Raw genomic sequence first — 15,271 nt, forward strand, 5'->3', positions numbered from 1 at the left:
TTTTGGTTTCTTATCTTGATTCTATTTTGCGCTACTTAGTTAGCGTCAAACCCTGCCTTTGTTCTGATTTATAGCATCTTGTTTAAAATTTGATTCAACTCTCATTAGACCCGTTGATAATAAAACGTTACATTTGTTGTGTTACCTTGCGTTTTGTTATGACAGACGTAAGACATAGCTGAAAAAGTGGAAGTATTTCTATTAGGCTACGAATAAGACCTAGACTATGTAAAACCAGACCAAACCGTTGGCCTTACGGTGAGGAAAACTGGTAAGGAGAGCAAATTATGACAGCAATGTTGTCAGGCGCAGAGATGGTTGTGCAATCTCTGATTGAAGAGAGCGTAGAGCAAATCTTTGGTTACCCTGGCGGGTCCGTTTTAGATATCTACGACGCACTGCACGCCAAAACCGATCAAATCAAACACGTACTAGTAAGACACGAACAAGCCGCTACCCATATGGCAGATGGCTATGCGCGAGCGACGGGCAAGCCCGGAGTCGTACTGGTATGTTCTGGTCCTGGTGCAACCAATACCATCACAGGTATTGCGACTGCATACATGGATTCAATTCCAATGATTGTTATCTCAGGTAACGTACCAAACAACCTGATTGGTAATGATGCCTTCCAAGAGTGTGACATTGTGGGTGTTTCACGCCCTGTTGTGAAACACAGCTTCCTCGTTAAGAAAGCGGAAGACATTCCTGAAACGATCAAAAAAGCGTTCTACATCTCGACAACAGGTCGACCTGGACCGGTTGTGATTGATTTGCCGAAAGATATTTTGAACCCGCAAATCAAGCTTCCTTACGAGTACCCAGAAAGCATTTCGATGCGTTCATATAAGCCAACGACGTCTGGTCACAAAGGTCAGATCAAAAAAGCGTTGAAGTCGCTTGTTGAAGCGAAGAAACCAGTATTGTACATCGGTGGTGGGGCGGTAATTTCCGGTGCGCATGAGCATATTCAAACGCTATCGGAGCAGTTAAACCTTCCTGTTGTAAGCACACTAATGGGGTTAGGTGCCTTCCCGGGGACACATAAAAACTCGCTTGGTATGCTAGGCATGCACGGTACTTACGAAGCTAACATGGCGATGCATGAAGCGGATCTTATCTTTGGTATTGGGGTACGTTTTGATGACCGTACGACCAATAATCTAGAGAAGTATTGTCCGAATGCTAAAGTGATGCACATTGATATTGACCCATCTTCTATCTCGAAAAATGTGAAAGTTGATTTGCCTATCGTAGGTTCTGCTGAAAAAGTACTAGCGACCATGGTTAGTCTGCTCAACGAGCAGGGCAATAACAACGATCAAGAAGCGATAGGTCAGTGGTGGGAAGACATTCAAGTATGGCGAGATCGCAACTGCTTGGCGTATGAGACATCTCCTGAGCGCATTAAGCCGCAACAAGTTATCGAAACACTGCACAAGCTAACCAAGGGAGACGCTTACGTTGCGTCTGATGTGGGACAGCACCAGATGTTTGCGGCGCTTTACTATCCATTTAATAAACCACGCCGTTGGATTAACTCGGGTGGTCTCGGCACAATGGGCTTCGGTCTGCCTGCTGGTATGGGTGTGAAATTCGCCATGCCAGAAGAAGAAGTGGTGGTTGTGACTGGTGATGGCAGTATCCAAATGAATATTCAGGAGTTGTCGACGGCCATGCAATACGACATCCCTGTAAAAATCATTAACTTGAATAACCGTTTCCTAGGCATGGTAAAACAATGGCAAGACATTATTTATCAAGGTCGTCACTCTAACTCGTACATGAGTTCTGTTCCTGATTTTGCAGCGATTGCAGAAGCTTATGGTCACGTCGGTATTCGTATCGAAACGCCAGATCAGCTAGAAGCGGGTCTCCAAAAGGCGCTCGACATGAAAGATCGTTTGGTGTTTGTCGACATCAACGTAGATGAAACCGAACACGTTTACCCAATGCAGATCAAAGGCGAGGGTATGGACAAGATGTGGCTAAGCAAAACGGAGCGTACTTAATATGAGACACATTATTTCTTTGTTAATGGAAAACCAGCCAGGTGCTTTGTCTCGCGTTGTCGGTTTGTTTTCTCAGCGTGGTTACAACATTGAATCGTTGAACGTATCACCAACTGATGACGAAACACTGTCGCGTCTAAATATCACGACTAACTCTGATGAAATGCAGTTGGAGCAGATTCAGAAGCAATTGCATAAGCTGATCGATGTGCTCAAAGTGCAAGAAGTCACGGAATTTGACCACATCGAGCGCGAACTGATGATGGTCAAGGTGAAAGCGAGTGGTTTTGCTCGTGCTGAAGTGAAGCGTACCGCGGATATTTTCCGTGGTCAGATTGTTGATGTCACGGCTTCTCAATACACGGTGCAACTTGCGGGTACCAGTGAGAAACTGGATGCTTTCATCCAAGCGATTTCGGAAGTTACGGAAGTGGTCGAAGTGGCTCGAAGCGGTGTCGTAGGCATTGCTCGCGGGGAACGTTGCCTCAAGCCTTAATGAAATCTGATGCATTTAAGAAAAGCCATCGTTGTTCGATGGCTTTTTGTTTAGAAAATAACAAACAGTGATATAATTGCTGCTTTCGTAATCAATGTGAGTAGTAGAACGCGTGAAAGTCAGGAAGTTAGTCAGCGCTTTGTTGGCGACGACGCTATTTTTTAGCGCGCTCATCTCAATCTACTACTATCAGAAATATCAAACGCTGTTAGCGGATAACGTCAAGAGCACCGCTAAAGAAGCTCTTCATCAACTCGCGTATTCCGAGCGAGAATATAACAACGTTCAAGATCAAATCTCTTCCATCAGTGATCTACTCGGTCATAGCCAAAGCCTTTATGATTATTTACGTGATCCTAGCGACAAAAATCTCGCCATTTTACAGGAGGTGTGGAGCTCAGTCGCCGTTAACCAAAAATGGTATCGACAGATACGTTTCCTAAACCTTGAAGGGCAAGAGAACGTACGGATTAATTACGACTTCAAAACGGGCATTGCTGCGCCAGCTCAGGTTTTGCAAGATAAGTCCGAGCGAGCTTATTTCCAATTCGCTCAGAATCTTAGCAATGACCAGATCGGCTCTTGGGGGATAGAGTTAGAACGAGAAAATAGTGAGCTCGTTTATCCGTACAGTCCATCGATTCGTATCATGATGCCTGTTGCGATGGATGGCACGCGCGAAGGCTATCTGGTACTGAACATCAACGTTCAATATTTGTCGTCACGTTTAAATTACTCACCTGTAAGAGATTTTAACATCGAGCTTATCAACCAAGCGGGTTACTACGTTGCGAGCTCTCATAGTGACAAGCTGTATGGCGATATTATTCCTGCTCGCTCTCGATTCAACTTTGGTTTGCTTCACCCCAAAGTTTGGCAGAACATGGGGGCAGAAAAGATGGGCTACGAATACGATGGTAACCATCTGGTGATCTTTAACACGATTAACTTTGTGCCGGGGGAGTCTCTTCATTTAATTATCGATCTTTCGCAAGAACAGCTCTTAGAGCGAGCTGATCGAGACATTGATGACTTATTGCAAGAAGCTCTCTTTGTTTTAAGCTTGATGCTGGTTTTCGCGCTCCCGATAACAACTTTAGCACTGCACTATCGTCGCCATAGCATTGAGTCCAAGCTGGCTCGAGCGGCACTGGATGGCATGACCGCAGTGATGATATCGGATACTTCACACCGAATTATGATGGTTAACCAAGAGTTCGAAAACATGATGGGTTATTCGAATTCTCGCTTACGAGGCTGGAATGCCCACAATCTGATTTTTATCCCCGAAGACATTGAAAATATTCTGGCGATTTGGAATCAACTGGGTGTTGAGCAAGTATGGGAAGGTGAGGTGCGTTGTCGTACTAAACTTAATCATGTGTTTACTGCCATTATGCGTATTCAAGCCATTATGGCAAAGTCTGGTAAGGTCAGTTATTACATCACTTCACTGGTGGATATTTCGGAGCGTAAAGAGCTAGAAGAAAAGCTGCGCAACTTAAGTGAGAAAGATGGTTTAACTAGCCTTTGGAATCGTCGTAAATTTGAAGAGCAGCTTGCACAATATACCAACTTGGTTGAACGCTATCCGAATACACCTACGACTTGTTTAGCCTTGTTTGATATCGACCATTTCAAGCGTATCAACGATGAACTGGGGCATGATGAAGGCGACAAAGTCATTTGTACGGTGGCTGAAACTTTACTTCGTGGGGTGAGAAGCACCGACTTCGTGGCTCGAGTTGGTGGAGAGGAGTTCGCGGTGATCATGCCGCACACTACTACGCAAGAGGCGGAAGTGGTTTTGAATCGCTTGCGTGTTGCAGTAGAGCTAAGTAGTGACCGTTCAGTGACCGTAAGTGTGGGTTACAGCGATGTGACTGCGGATAGAACTCGCAGTTACAAATGTGCCGATATTGCCCTGTACGAGTCAAAAAGTGCAGGGCGGAACCGAGTGTCGATTTGTCACAGTTTTGATGACATTGCTTAAAGGCGATGAGAAAAAGCAGTAATTGGCTTCTCTAGCAAATAAAAAAATCGGGATAACCCCGATTTTTTGCTATCTATTGGGCGACGATATGATTAAGCCGTTTCTAGCTCTAGTACGGTTTCAATACGCTGCATTGAGCTCAATAAATGCTTATCAAGCAGTGTCATTGCTTCTTCGCTGTTCTTCGCAAGAACAAGCTTCATGATCATCTCATGTTCATCAATGTTGAACAGAGCATCTTGCTCAGAGTTCAATGTTTGCATCGCAAAGTAGCGGTAGCGTTTGATTTGGTTGATCAGATCACTGAAGAACTCAAACATGTTCTTTGAATCGGCACCTTCCAACAAAGAGACGTGGAACTGATGGTGGCGCTCTTCCCACTCTTTCCAACAGAATGTTTCGTCAAAGTTCAGACGAGATAGCTTATGGTATGACGTTAGCACGTCCAATTCCCAGCTTTCATCACCCGCCAAGATTGCTTTCTTAAGCAGTACAGAAGAAACCACACGAAGGCTTTCGTATAGGTCGTTCAATTCTTTTTTGCACACAGGCGCAACCCAACAGCCTTTTTGTGGCTCAAGCTTTACATACTTGCTCCAAGACAGTTGCACAAGTGCTTCGCGGATAGGTGATGCACCAACGTTGTATTTCTCTTTCAGGTCAGCAACCACAAGCTTTTGACCTGGCTTTAATTCACCCGTCAGGATGTCCTGACAGATCATTTTCGAAACTTTGTCGGTAAGAGTAGGACTGGACACAAGCAACCTCATGAAATTTTATTATCGTGACGACAACTAAACAGTACGTAGTTCGGTTGTGATTGATAATACAGCGTACTGATTATGAGGGCAAGATTAAATATATAAAAAAAGAGGGCCGAAGCCCTCTTTTTTATTGAACTGATGATTGAATTCTTCAGTCTTATAGAACGTGTACAGAAGCTGTGTTCGTTGTGCCTGAAGCTACTAGAGCACCAGAAACCATAACAACGATATCGCCTTTGTTGCCTAGACCTGATTCTAGAGCAAGTTCTTTACCTGCTACGTAGAACGCGTCAGTGCTTTGGATAGACTCAACAACTACTGGAGTAACACCTTTAGTTAGAACTAGCTGTGCAGCAGTCTTAGTGTTAGTCGTTAGTGCTAGGATGTTTGCAGTTGGGAAGTACTTACGTACTGAACGTGCAGACTTACCACCTTCAGTTGCAACAACGATAAGTGGAGCAGCTAGTTTTTCAGCTGTGTCTACCGCGCCTTTACATACTGCTTCAGTGATGCGAAGACGTGGGCTGTCTAGACGAGAACCTAGCTCAGCTTTTAGAGCTGAATCAGTACGGTTCGCGATTTGAGCCATGATAGTTACCGCTTCAACTGGGTACTTACCTTTAGCAGTTTCACCAGAAAGCATAACTGCGTCAGTACCGTCCATTACCGCGTTAGCAACGTCGCCAGCTTCCGCACGAGTAGGACGTGGGTTGTTGATCATAGAATCAAGCATTTGAGTTGCAGTGATAACCATCTTACGTGCACGGTTACACTTCTCGATCATCATCTTCTGAGCGAAGATTACTTCTTCAGCTGGGATTTCAACACCTAGGTCACCACGAGCAACCATGATGCCGTCAGAAAGCTCTAGGATCTCGTCGAAGTTATCAACACCTTCTTGGTTTTCGATCTTAGAGATGATGTGGATGTTCTCGCCGCCGTTTGCAGCAAGTACTTCACGGATTTCTTGAACGTCAGAAGCTTTACGGATGAAAGAAGCAGCTACGAAATCAACGCCTTGCTCACAACCGAATTTAAGGTCGTTCTTATCTTTTTCAGATAGTGCAGGTAGGTTTACAGAAACGCCTGGAAGGTTAACACCTTTGTTTTCGCCTAGAGCACCGTTGTTAAGAACTTTACACTTAACTTCAGTTTCAGAAGTTGCAAGCACTTCCATTTCGATTAGACCGTCGTCTACTAGGATAGTGTTGCCAACGTTTAGGTCGTTAGCAAAACCAGCGTAAGTTACTGCAACTTTGTCTTTGTTACCTACAACTGAGATGTCAGTTGTGAAAGTGAATTCTTGACCAGCTACTAGATCAACGTCGTTGCCGTCTTCTAGTTTGATAGTGCGGATTTCTGGACCTTTAGTGTCTAGAAGGATTGCAAGTTGTTTGCCTGTAGCTTCCATTACTTGGCGGAAGTTCGCGATACGAGTGCCGTGCTCTGCGTAGTCACCGTGAGAGAAGTTAAGACGCATAACGTTCATGCCAGCGTTTACTAGTTCAGTTAGCTTCTCTACAGATTCAGTTTTAGGGCCAATCGTACAAACGATTTTGGTCTTTTTCATGGAAGATACTCTCCGGTAAGTATAGTTACAATTTGAAAGTCGGTTGTTTACTCTGAAGTTAGGGCGTTTTGATGACATTTAGTGCCTGTCACCCACCGATTTTCCGCCGCATTATTGGAACTTCAGATTCTGTAAGTCTTTCACCAAGTTTAGTCATTTTATGACTAAAAGATCGGCGATTTTGGTTACCTTTTTGTGACTAATCCCACTTTATATGCAGAAAGTTGCAAAAAAATAACCTTCAATTCTGTAATTTTTTTTCTTTTCGGTGGCGAATTCTACCACCGAATGAATCCAATATCACTGTTTAAGAATTGTCTTAGGACAAGGTTTTATCGAGAAATATTAATTTTTTGGATCGAAATAAATAGACTTAAAAGTTTCGTTTTGACTATAATAAATTTCAAATCGAAACTTAAAATCAAAACATAAATGTCGAAACGAAACACTCAACTAAGAAGACACGCCATTTCTAACCTAGTAAATGAGCTTGGGGAAGTCAGCGTTGATGAACTGGCGCAGAAATTTGAAACCTCAGAAGTCACGATTAGAAAGGACTTAGCTTCTTTAGAGAAAAATGGACAACTTTTGCGCCGTTACGGTGGTGCGATTTCGATTCCAACCGAAGTTATTCATGAAGAATTGAGTCCAATTGTTTCGAGTCGAAAGTTAAGTCTAGCAAAAGCGGCGGCATCACTGATTCGTGACCATAACCGAATTGTGATCGACAGTGGCAGCACAACAGCGGCATTGATTCAGCAATTAAACGACAAACGTGGTTTGGTTGTAATGACCAACTCGTTGCATGTCGCAAATGCACTTAACGAATTAGAGAGCGAACCAACCCTGTTAATGACAGGTGGAACTTGGGATACGCACTCAGAATCCTTCCAAGGCAAAGTAGCCGAATCTGTACTAAGAGCTTACGACTTTGACCAGCTGTTTATCGGTGCTGATGGTATCGATTTAGAGCGCGGAACCACAACGTTCAATGAATTGGTTGGCTTAAGCAAAGTCATGGCAGAAGTCTCTCGTGAAGTCATTGTTATGATCGAGTCTGAAAAAGTCGGACGCAAAATTCCGAACTTAGAGTTGGCTTGGGACCAAATTGATGTATTGGTTACCGACGCAGAGTTACAGCCAGAACACAAAGCACAGATTGAACAACATGGCGTAAAAGTCATTTGCGCCTAATCTAACTAAGTAAACAGTTTCATATTTCACTTCCCTCTGGATAAAGGCCTTTGCTTGCTGCCTCTATTTGAAACCATGGCTAGGGAAGAACAAAACTACAAACGGAGATAAACACATGTGTGGAATCGTAGGTGCAGTAGCACAACGAGATGTTGCAGAAATTTTGGTTGAAGGTCTACGTCGCTTGGAATACCGCGGTTATGACTCAGCGGGCGTAGCGATCGTTGATGGCGAAACCAACCTAACGCGTATTCGTCGTCTAGGTAAAGTACAAGAGCTGGCAGACGCAGTTGATCAAGCAAAAGTGATCGGCGGTACTGGTATCGCACACACTCGTTGGGCAACACACGGTGAGCCTTCAGAAGTGAACGCACACCCACACATGTCTGGTGACATCGCAGTAGTACACAACGGCATCATCGAAAACCACGAAGAGCTACGTGAGCTACTTCAATCTCGCGGTTACGTATTTGAATCTCAAACGGATACTGAAGTTATCGCTCACATGGTTGAGTGGGAGCTTCGCACTTCAGAAACATTGCTTGAAGCAGTACAAAAAACAGCAAAACAACTTGAAGGTGCATACGGTACAGTGGCACTGGATCGTAAAGATCCTTCACGTATTGTTGTGGCGCGCTCAGGTAGCCCAATCGTTATTGGTTTTGGTGTGGGTGAAAACTTCCTCGCGTCTGACCAACTTGCGCTACTTAACGTAACACGCCGTTTCATGTACCTAGAGGAAGGTGATGTTGCTGAGATCACTCGTCGTGACGTAACGGTATTTGATGCAACAGGTGAGCGTGTAGAACGCGAAATCACAGAATCAAACGCGGAACACGACGCAGGTGACAAAGGTCAATACCGTCACTTCATGCAGAAAGAGATCTACGAACAACCAACAGCGTTGATCAACACAATGGAAGGTCGTATCACGGCAGACTCTGTTGTCACTGAAGCAATCGGTGTTAACGCGGCAGAAATCCTAAGCAAAGTGGAACACGTACAAATCGTTGCATGTGGTACATCTTACAACGCTGGTATGACAGCACGTTACTGGTTTGAAGACATTGCGGGCGTGAGCTGTGATGTAGAAATCGCGTCTGAATTCCGTTACCGCAAATTTGTGACGCGTCCAAATAGCCTATTGATCACGCTTTCTCAATCTGGTGAAACCGCCGATACGCTAGCAGCACTTCGCCTAGCAAAAGAGAAAGGTTACATGGCGGCAATGACCATCTGTAACGTAGCGGGTTCTTCTTTGGTTCGTGAGTCTGACTTCGCATTCATGACACGTGCAGGCGTGGAAATCGGTGTGGCATCAACTAAAGCGTTCACGACTCAGCTTTCTGCGCTACTCATGCTAGTGACGGCACTTGGTAAGCAACAAAACCGCATTAGCAAAGAGAAAGAAAAAGAGATCGTAGAAGCGCTTCACGCTCTACCGAAACAAATCAATGCAGCGCTGTCTTTCGAAAAAGAAATTGAAGCACTAGCACCAGACTTTGCCGATAAACACCACACTCTATTCCTAGGTCGTGGTGAGTTCTACCCAATCGCGATGGAAGCGTCTCTAAAACTAAAAGAGATCTCTTACATTCACGCAGAAGCCTACGCGGCAGGTGAATTGAAACACGGTCCTTTAGCATTGATCGATGCAGATATGCCAGTTGTGGTTGTTGCACCAAGCAACGATCTTCTAGAGAAGCTGAAATCAAACGTTGAAGAAGTACGTGCTCGTGGTGGTCTGCTTTACGTATTTGCCGATGCTGACGCAGGCTTTGAAGGTGATGAGACAATGAAGATCATCACAATGCCACACGTTAGTGAAATCACGGCGGCGATCTACTACACCATTCCAATGCAGCTACTTTCTTACTACGTAGCGCTGATCAAAGGTACGGACGTAGATCAACCACGTAACCTAGCGAAAGCGGTAACCGTAGAATAATCAACACATGGTGTGATTAAGATTACACTTGTTTATGTTGCGCTATGTAAGTAGCGAGAACCTAAAGCGAAGTCACATGACTTCGCTTTTTTTATGCTTGTTGACATGGTTATGATGCGCAATACGTTGACATTCACTTGTTTACTTTCTGACACGTCGGACGGCGAGCATTACTATCGTAAGCCCAACGGATGTGGTTTCTATTGAACTGAAAAGGTCACTATGAAAATCAAACTCTTGGCAGTATGTATTGTTTCTTCGTTCTACCATCACTACGCCTTAGCAGATGAAGAACAAACGCAGCAACGCAAAAGCCAAACAGTATTTATTGATGAAAACGATGATTGGCTACAACTTAAATCTGGCGAGGTGATCAAAGGCGAGTTAACGGGGACAATCAAAGAAGAAACGAACTCGTTCGATCAAGAGATTGAATTTGATAGTGATGATCTTGGTGATCAAGAGATTGAACTGGAAGATATCGCGATATTAGAAACAGCGAGCTTTTTTACCATTCGAACCGCAAGCGGTGATGTTTTCGATGGTTACCTGTCGATTCGTGATGAGCAGCTGTACTTGACTAATGACGGTGAAGAGATGGCGTTTCCTATTACGGATGTTGTATCGATTTATCGCGGGGCAGAGAAAGACTCTGATCATTGGACGACTGAGATTTTCTTTGGCTTAGACATTAGCAAAGGCAACACTGATGAGTTTTCACTGCTCGGTGAAGTGGAAGCGGAAAGAAATACCGTTGGCTCACGCACCAAGTTAAAAGCGAAGCACGAAAACTCCAAGACGAATGATAAAACGACGGCAAACAATAGTTCGTTTGATGGCTCCTACGACATCTATTTGAGCAATCGTCTGTTCTTTCGACCGCTCAAACTCTCTGTACTCAGTGATGAGTTTCAAAACATTGAATACCAGGTTAATGCTTCAATGCAGATGGGTTACTTTATCATTGCCAATTCACAAACAGAGTGGGATGTCTCTATTGGTCCCGGTTATCAGTACACCGATTTTAAGACGGTAGAAGAGGGGGAATCGGGTGACGCGACCAGTAACACGCTGGCGTTTGAATCTAACTTTGAGTATGAACTGACCGATGACATCGATTTAAGCCATACCTATAACCTGAATTGGGCAAGTAACGACGCGGGCGGCGCCCGTCATACCAACGAGCTAGGTTTCGATATCGATCTTGTTGATGATCTTGAACTTAGCATTAAAGCCGTTTGGGATCATGTCTCTGACACCAAAGCCGACTCGGAGGGGGTAGTACCAGAGAAAGACGACTACAAATTCCACTTTGGTTTAACTTACGAGATTTGATTATGCTCCTTGTGAGGCGAAGATGATTGTTGGATTTATGACAAAAATGTCATCTTTGGGATAGGTTGGTGTCAGGTGTCTTGTTGAATAATGAAGTCATTGAAAACAAACACACTGAAAAGGTCATCAACATGAAAGCAATGAAAACCGCTCTCCTTGTCGCAGCTATGGCAATCACTAGCGCATCCGCGTTTGCCAACCCTATCTTCACTAGCGGTAATTATGTGAGCAGAGAAGAGATGAAGACTCTCTCTGTGGAACCTACCGCAACGTCAGATGCCGCATACCAACAAGCTTTCGCTGAACTGAATGCTTTGAAAAGCATGTCGGCTCGTGAGCTTAATAAAGAGCTGAATATCTCTAACTTCAATATTGCATCTAAGAGCACTCATCTGAAAGACAGTGGGTTCATCACGGTTCAAGAACGCATGAACGCAGATGGGCAGCTGGAATATGTCGGTACAGTGAATGTCAAAGTGCACTATGCAGAGCGCGATAGTAATCGATAAAAGTGAAGCGTGAAAAGAGTATGATGTTGTTGCGTTGTACTCTTTTTTTGATGGCTGAGGTTGAGGATAGAAGTTGAAATTACTGATTGTAGAAGATGAATTGAAAGCCGGAGAATACTTGCAAAAAGGGCTGGTAGAATCGGGTTATGTTGTTGACTGGGTGCGCGATGGTGTAGACGGGCTGTATCATGCAACAAGTGAGTCTTATGATCTTATTCTTCTCGATATCATGTTACCAAAGCTCGACGGTTGGCAAGTGCTTAACACCCTGCGTAGCAGTGATATCCATACCCCGGTCATTATGCTTACGGCTAAAGAACAAATTGAGGATCGTGTTCGTGGTTTTGAATTAGGAGCCAATGATTACGTCGTCAAACCTTATGCCTTTGCCGAGCTTCTGGCGAGAATTCAAAATGTGTTTCGCCATCATACTTCCTCGCGAGTTTTAACTTCTTCGCAGACGCTGCAAATAGCCGACCTAAAGCTGGACATGATGAAGCGAGTTGCGACGCGGAACGGGCAAACCATCACTTTAACTGCCAAAGAATACGCGCTACTTGAGCTGTTGATGCGAAAAGAGGGACAAGTCCTATCACGAACGACCATTGCTTCACTTGTGTGGGACATGAACTTTGATAGCGACACCAATGTTATCGATGTTGCCGTTAAGCGATTGCGCCAAAAGGTCGACAAGCCGTTTGAGGTACCTTTGATCCACACCGTTAGAGGGATGGGCTACAAGTTGGAAGCTCTTGATGCGTAAGTTACCAGCCAACCTCTCTATGCAAAACAAGCTCGTTTTGATGTTTGTTGGCACGACATTGGTGGTATATCTCGCTTTAGCATTCATTCTGTATTACACCATCGAACGTCATTTCTTTACTCAAGATTACAACGACACAGTGACCAAATATAACTCGATAGAAAAGACGATGCTGGTCTCGCCGGAGTCGGCTTATCTACTTATCGACAATAGCTCTGTCTATATGTGGGCATTTAAAGAGGAAGCACTGACTTACAAAAACTCGACGCTCTCTATCCCTAAGGATTTGTCGTTGACGCTGAGCTCTCCACAGATCTTAAATCAAAACAATGCGATAGAGTGGCGTGAAAACTCGTTAGATATTCGAGCGTTCGCTTTTAAAACCAAAGATGTCACTGTTGTTATTGGCGTGAGCATCAACCATCATCGATTATTCTTAAATAAGCTTGGTTGGATCTTATTTTGGTCTTTAGGCTTCGCATTTATTGCATCGACGCTATTTAGCCGGGTGATCGTACATCGCGGTTTAAAGCCCATTTTGACCTTAAATAAGCACATTCAACACATCACACCAGAACAGTTGGATATCCGCATTGCCCCAGAAACCTTACCAGTAGAGCTACGTGAACTTGCTACTAAGCACAATGCCATGCTGGATCGGTTACAAACTGGTTTTCATCGTTTGAGTGAGTTTTCTTCTGATATTGCTCATGAGCTCAAAACGCCTTTGACCAATATTACGACCCAAAACCAAGTGATATTAGGCGCGTGCCGTACATCGGAGGAATACCAAGAAGCGATTGCTTCTACGCTTGAAGAGTTAAACCGAATTACCAAGACCATCAATGATTTGCTGTATATCGCAAAAGCGGAGAATAAGCTTATCCATCGACACAATGAGCACTTCGCTGTTCATGAACAGCTTGCTCACTTAATCGAGTACTTTGGCATACTGGCGGAAGATTCTGCTTTGAGCATCATCACTTCGGGGCAAGCGATGTTGTACATGGATCGAAATATGTTTGAGAGAGCGGTAGGGAATTTGCTCTCTAATGCCATTCGCCATGCTTATGATGAAACAACGATTCGTGTTGATGTCGAGCAGAGTGATGAGTTTGTCACCATTACCGTTCACAACGTCGGTGAGACGATACCTAAGCAAAATCTACCGTATCTATTTGATCGCTTTTATCGAGTCGACAAGTCACGCCAACATTCTGGCAGCGTTGGAGCTGGGCTAGGGTTGTCGATCACACAGTCGATCGTTCACGCTTATGATGGCAAGATCACCGTGACTTCAGAAGAACACCAAACCCAGTTCTGTTTAATATTGCCCGCAGCTAAAGCGTATCCAGAAGCGGAATCACTTCCTCAAGAGATGCTTTAATTATCACTTTATCTTTAAATTCCTGCAGTGGTGGCAGTAAATCTGGAATCATCACGGCGTGGCATTCAGCAGCGAGAGCAGCTTTAATGCCATTGTTCGAATCTTCCAATACAAGACTCTCTTTTGCATCGATGCCGAGGTGGTGATAAGCCATTTGATAGCAGTCGGGGTTGGGCTTACCACGTTCTACATCTTCAGCGGTAATCACTAAATCGAACTGGGTAAGGTACTCAGTATTATTGAAGTTATGTTTTACTTCTGGGAGATGAGAAGAGGTCACAATAGCAGTGAGCAAACCACGTTGTTTAATGGCTCGTAACAACGAATCGAAGCCAGGTTTGAGCGCAATACCTTGATCTCTGAGGTGATGGAAATGCTCATCTCGCACAGCCTTGTAGCGCGACATATCGATAGCTTGTTGAAAATGCTCGGCGAGTATTCTTTCACATTCAGGGTCTTGGACGCCGATGAATTGTTGATAGAAATCATCAGTGATGGCTAAGCCTTGCTCGGTGGCGGCGTACTGCCAACTCTGTTTGTAGATAGACTCGGTGTCGAAAATCAGTCCATCCATATCAAAAAGTACAGCTTTTAACATTGGTAGAGCTCCTACGTAGGGTGTAGAGCGGCTGACATTGATTATGTTGTTATACCCAAGCAACCTCGAATCCTTTTGAAGGTAACTTGGGTATAAATAGCGTTAGAATGGGCTCTCTTTGCCGAGTTCATTGCAGATTTCGACAATTGCAAGCGAGAGCCCTGACTTAATGATTTGTTGTTGACGTTGCAGTTGAAGCTGATAAAACTCAAGGTCGATATCGTCATCTGGTTCGCTGACTTCGAGTTGTACCATACCCATCTTCTTCACCAAGTGCAGTTTTTTGATTGGCTCTAGAATATTGGGGTCTGTGAACTCGTAATCAGAAGCGTCACTATTGAGTTGGTTTTTGAGTTTGATGATGTCTTCGATGTCGTGATAAATATCATCGGGAAGCACACCTAAGCCAAACAATAACTTCAAACGAACAGATAGATCGCCCAGTGGTCCTGAGTCTTGTAGCAGCGGACCGACCACAGATTGGACAGCGAAGTTATCTTTACGAAAAATTCTTTGCACTAGCCCATCGATCGAATCGTTAAATACGTCGACGGTTGCAATAAAAAAGCCTCGTACCGAAGGTGCGCTGTTTAATCGCTCAATGATCTCGGTTTCGTTGATGTTATCTGCCATATACTGAATACATTTCTAATTATTAGTATCCCCATCTCTTTAAGTGGATAAGGATATAGAAGGGGAGCC

13 protein-coding genes are annotated in these 15,271 nt (G+C 44.2%); 9 read left to right on the forward strand and 4 right to left on the reverse strand.

Going from position 1 to position 15,271, the window contains the following annotated elements; all coding sequences use genetic code 11:
* The first annotated feature begins 287 nt into the window (after positions 1-287).
* The 3 genes from AACR11_RS21775 to AACR11_RS21785 all read left to right on the forward strand — a co-directional run bounded on the left by AACR11_RS21775 (position 288) and on the right by AACR11_RS21785 (position 4,501).
* Complete coding sequence (locus AACR11_RS21775; protein ID WP_029788815.1) at positions 288-2,012, forward strand: acetolactate synthase 3 large subunit; 1,725 nt, start codon at positions 288-290, stop codon at positions 2,010-2,012.
* 1 nt (position 2,013) lies between these two features.
* Complete coding sequence (gene ilvN, locus AACR11_RS21780; RefSeq protein ID WP_005450454.1) at positions 2,014-2,508, forward strand: acetolactate synthase small subunit; 495 nt, start codon at positions 2,014-2,016, stop codon at positions 2,506-2,508.
* Positions 2,509-2,620: 112 nt separating this feature from the next.
* Entirely contained in the window at positions 2,621-4,501 is a 1,881-nt protein-coding gene (locus tag AACR11_RS21785; RefSeq protein ID WP_029788814.1) for a sensor domain-containing diguanylate cyclase, read from the forward strand.
* A gap of 92 nt (positions 4,502-4,593) precedes the next feature.
* Here the strand turns inward: AACR11_RS21785 and AACR11_RS21790 are convergent, their stop codons facing one another.
* Both AACR11_RS21790 and pykF read right to left on the reverse strand, forming a co-directional pair.
* Positions 4,594-5,271 carry a GntR family transcriptional regulator gene (locus tag AACR11_RS21790; RefSeq protein WP_017190055.1) on the reverse strand — a complete coding sequence of 226 codons (678 nt, stop codon included), beginning with the start codon at positions 5,269-5,271 and terminating at the stop codon, positions 4,594-4,596.
* Between the two features lie 151 nt (positions 5,272-5,422).
* Positions 5,423-6,835, reverse strand: coding sequence for a pyruvate kinase PykF (gene pykF, locus AACR11_RS21795; protein ID WP_005450451.1), 1,413 nt, complete (start codon positions 6,833-6,835; stop codon positions 5,423-5,425).
* A 432-nt stretch (positions 6,836-7,267) separates the two neighbouring features.
* Here pykF and AACR11_RS21800 point away from each other — a divergent pair, with 432 nt between their 5' ends.
* The 6 genes from AACR11_RS21800 to AACR11_RS21825 all read left to right on the forward strand — a co-directional run bounded on the left by AACR11_RS21800 (position 7,268) and on the right by AACR11_RS21825 (position 13,971).
* Positions 7,268-8,029: a DeoR/GlpR family DNA-binding transcription regulator gene (locus AACR11_RS21800; RefSeq protein ID WP_005450450.1), complete on the forward strand. Its 762-nt coding sequence runs from the start codon at positions 7,268-7,270 to the stop codon at positions 8,027-8,029.
* 115 nt (positions 8,030-8,144) lie between these two features.
* On the forward strand, positions 8,145-9,977 hold the full coding sequence (gene glmS / locus AACR11_RS21805; RefSeq protein ID WP_005450449.1) for a glutamine--fructose-6-phosphate transaminase (isomerizing): 1,833 nt from the start codon (positions 8,145-8,147) through the stop codon (positions 9,975-9,977).
* A gap of 222 nt (positions 9,978-10,199) precedes the next feature.
* Positions 10,200-11,312, forward strand: coding sequence for a DUF481 domain-containing protein (locus AACR11_RS21810; protein ID WP_005450448.1), 1,113 nt, complete (start codon positions 10,200-10,202; stop codon positions 11,310-11,312).
* Between the two features lie 131 nt (positions 11,313-11,443).
* Positions 11,444-11,821 (forward strand): DUF3316 domain-containing protein, encoded by a 378-nt coding sequence (locus tag AACR11_RS21815; protein ID WP_009698839.1) that lies wholly within the window; start codon positions 11,444-11,446, stop codon positions 11,819-11,821.
* A gap of 73 nt (positions 11,822-11,894) precedes the next feature.
* Complete coding sequence (locus tag AACR11_RS21820) at positions 11,895-12,584, forward strand: heavy metal response regulator transcription factor (RefSeq protein WP_009698838.1); 690 nt, start codon at positions 11,895-11,897, stop codon at positions 12,582-12,584.
* Positions 12,577-13,971, forward strand: a complete 1,395-nt coding sequence (locus AACR11_RS21825; protein WP_079324437.1) for a heavy metal sensor histidine kinase — start codon at positions 12,577-12,579, stop codon at positions 13,969-13,971. The genes AACR11_RS21820 and AACR11_RS21825 overlap by 8 nt, the downstream gene beginning before the upstream one ends.
* Here AACR11_RS21825 and AACR11_RS21830 read toward each other — a convergent pair.
* Both AACR11_RS21830 and AACR11_RS21835 read right to left on the reverse strand, forming a co-directional pair.
* Complete coding sequence (locus tag AACR11_RS21830; RefSeq protein WP_029788813.1) at positions 13,925-14,569, reverse strand: HAD family hydrolase; 645 nt, start codon at positions 14,567-14,569, stop codon at positions 13,925-13,927. The two genes, AACR11_RS21825 and AACR11_RS21830, sit on opposite strands and share 47 nt — an antisense overlap.
* Positions 14,570-14,671: 102 nt before the next feature.
* A complete protein-coding gene (locus AACR11_RS21835; protein ID WP_005450437.1) occupies positions 14,672-15,202 on the reverse strand; it encodes an MltR family transcriptional regulator in 531 nt (176 codons plus the stop codon).
* Between the last annotated feature and the right edge of the window lie 69 nt (positions 15,203-15,271).

Origin of the sequence: Vibrio sp. L85, assembly GCF_963871815.1 — a bacterium.
GTDB lineage: Bacteria > Pseudomonadota > Gammaproteobacteria > Enterobacterales > Vibrionaceae > Vibrio > Vibrio harveyi.

Bases quoted from the DNA above. Each gene is read 5' to 3' on its own strand.
- AACR11_RS21810 (WP_005450448.1), top strand. From the start codon at position 10,200: ATGAAAATCAAACTCTTGGCAGTATGTATTGTTTCTTCGTTCTACCAT.
- glmS (WP_005450449.1), top strand. From the start codon at position 8,145: ATGTGTGGAATCGTAGGTGCAGTAGCACAACGAGATGTTGCAGAAATT.
- AACR11_RS21830 (WP_029788813.1), bottom strand. From the start codon at position 14,569: ATGTTAAAAGCTGTACTTTTTGATATGGATGGACTGATTTTCGACACC.
- AACR11_RS21815 (WP_009698839.1), top strand. From the start codon at position 11,444: ATGAAAGCAATGAAAACCGCTCTCCTTGTCGCAGCTATGGCAATCACT.
- AACR11_RS21835 (WP_005450437.1), bottom strand. From the start codon at position 15,202: ATGGCAGATAACATCAACGAAACCGAGATCATTGAGCGATTAAACAGC.
- AACR11_RS21800 (WP_005450450.1), top strand. From the start codon at position 7,268: ATGTCGAAACGAAACACTCAACTAAGAAGACACGCCATTTCTAACCTA.
- pykF (WP_005450451.1), bottom strand. From the start codon at position 6,835: ATGAAAAAGACCAAAATCGTTTGTACGATTGGCCCTAAAACTGAATCT.
- AACR11_RS21790 (WP_017190055.1), bottom strand. From the start codon at position 5,271: ATGAGGTTGCTTGTGTCCAGTCCTACTCTTACCGACAAAGTTTCGAAA.
- ilvN (WP_005450454.1), top strand. From the start codon at position 2,014: ATGAGACACATTATTTCTTTGTTAATGGAAAACCAGCCAGGTGCTTTG.
- AACR11_RS21775 (WP_029788815.1), top strand. From the start codon at position 288: ATGACAGCAATGTTGTCAGGCGCAGAGATGGTTGTGCAATCTCTGATT.
- AACR11_RS21825 (WP_079324437.1), top strand. From the start codon at position 12,577: ATGCGTAAGTTACCAGCCAACCTCTCTATGCAAAACAAGCTCGTTTTG.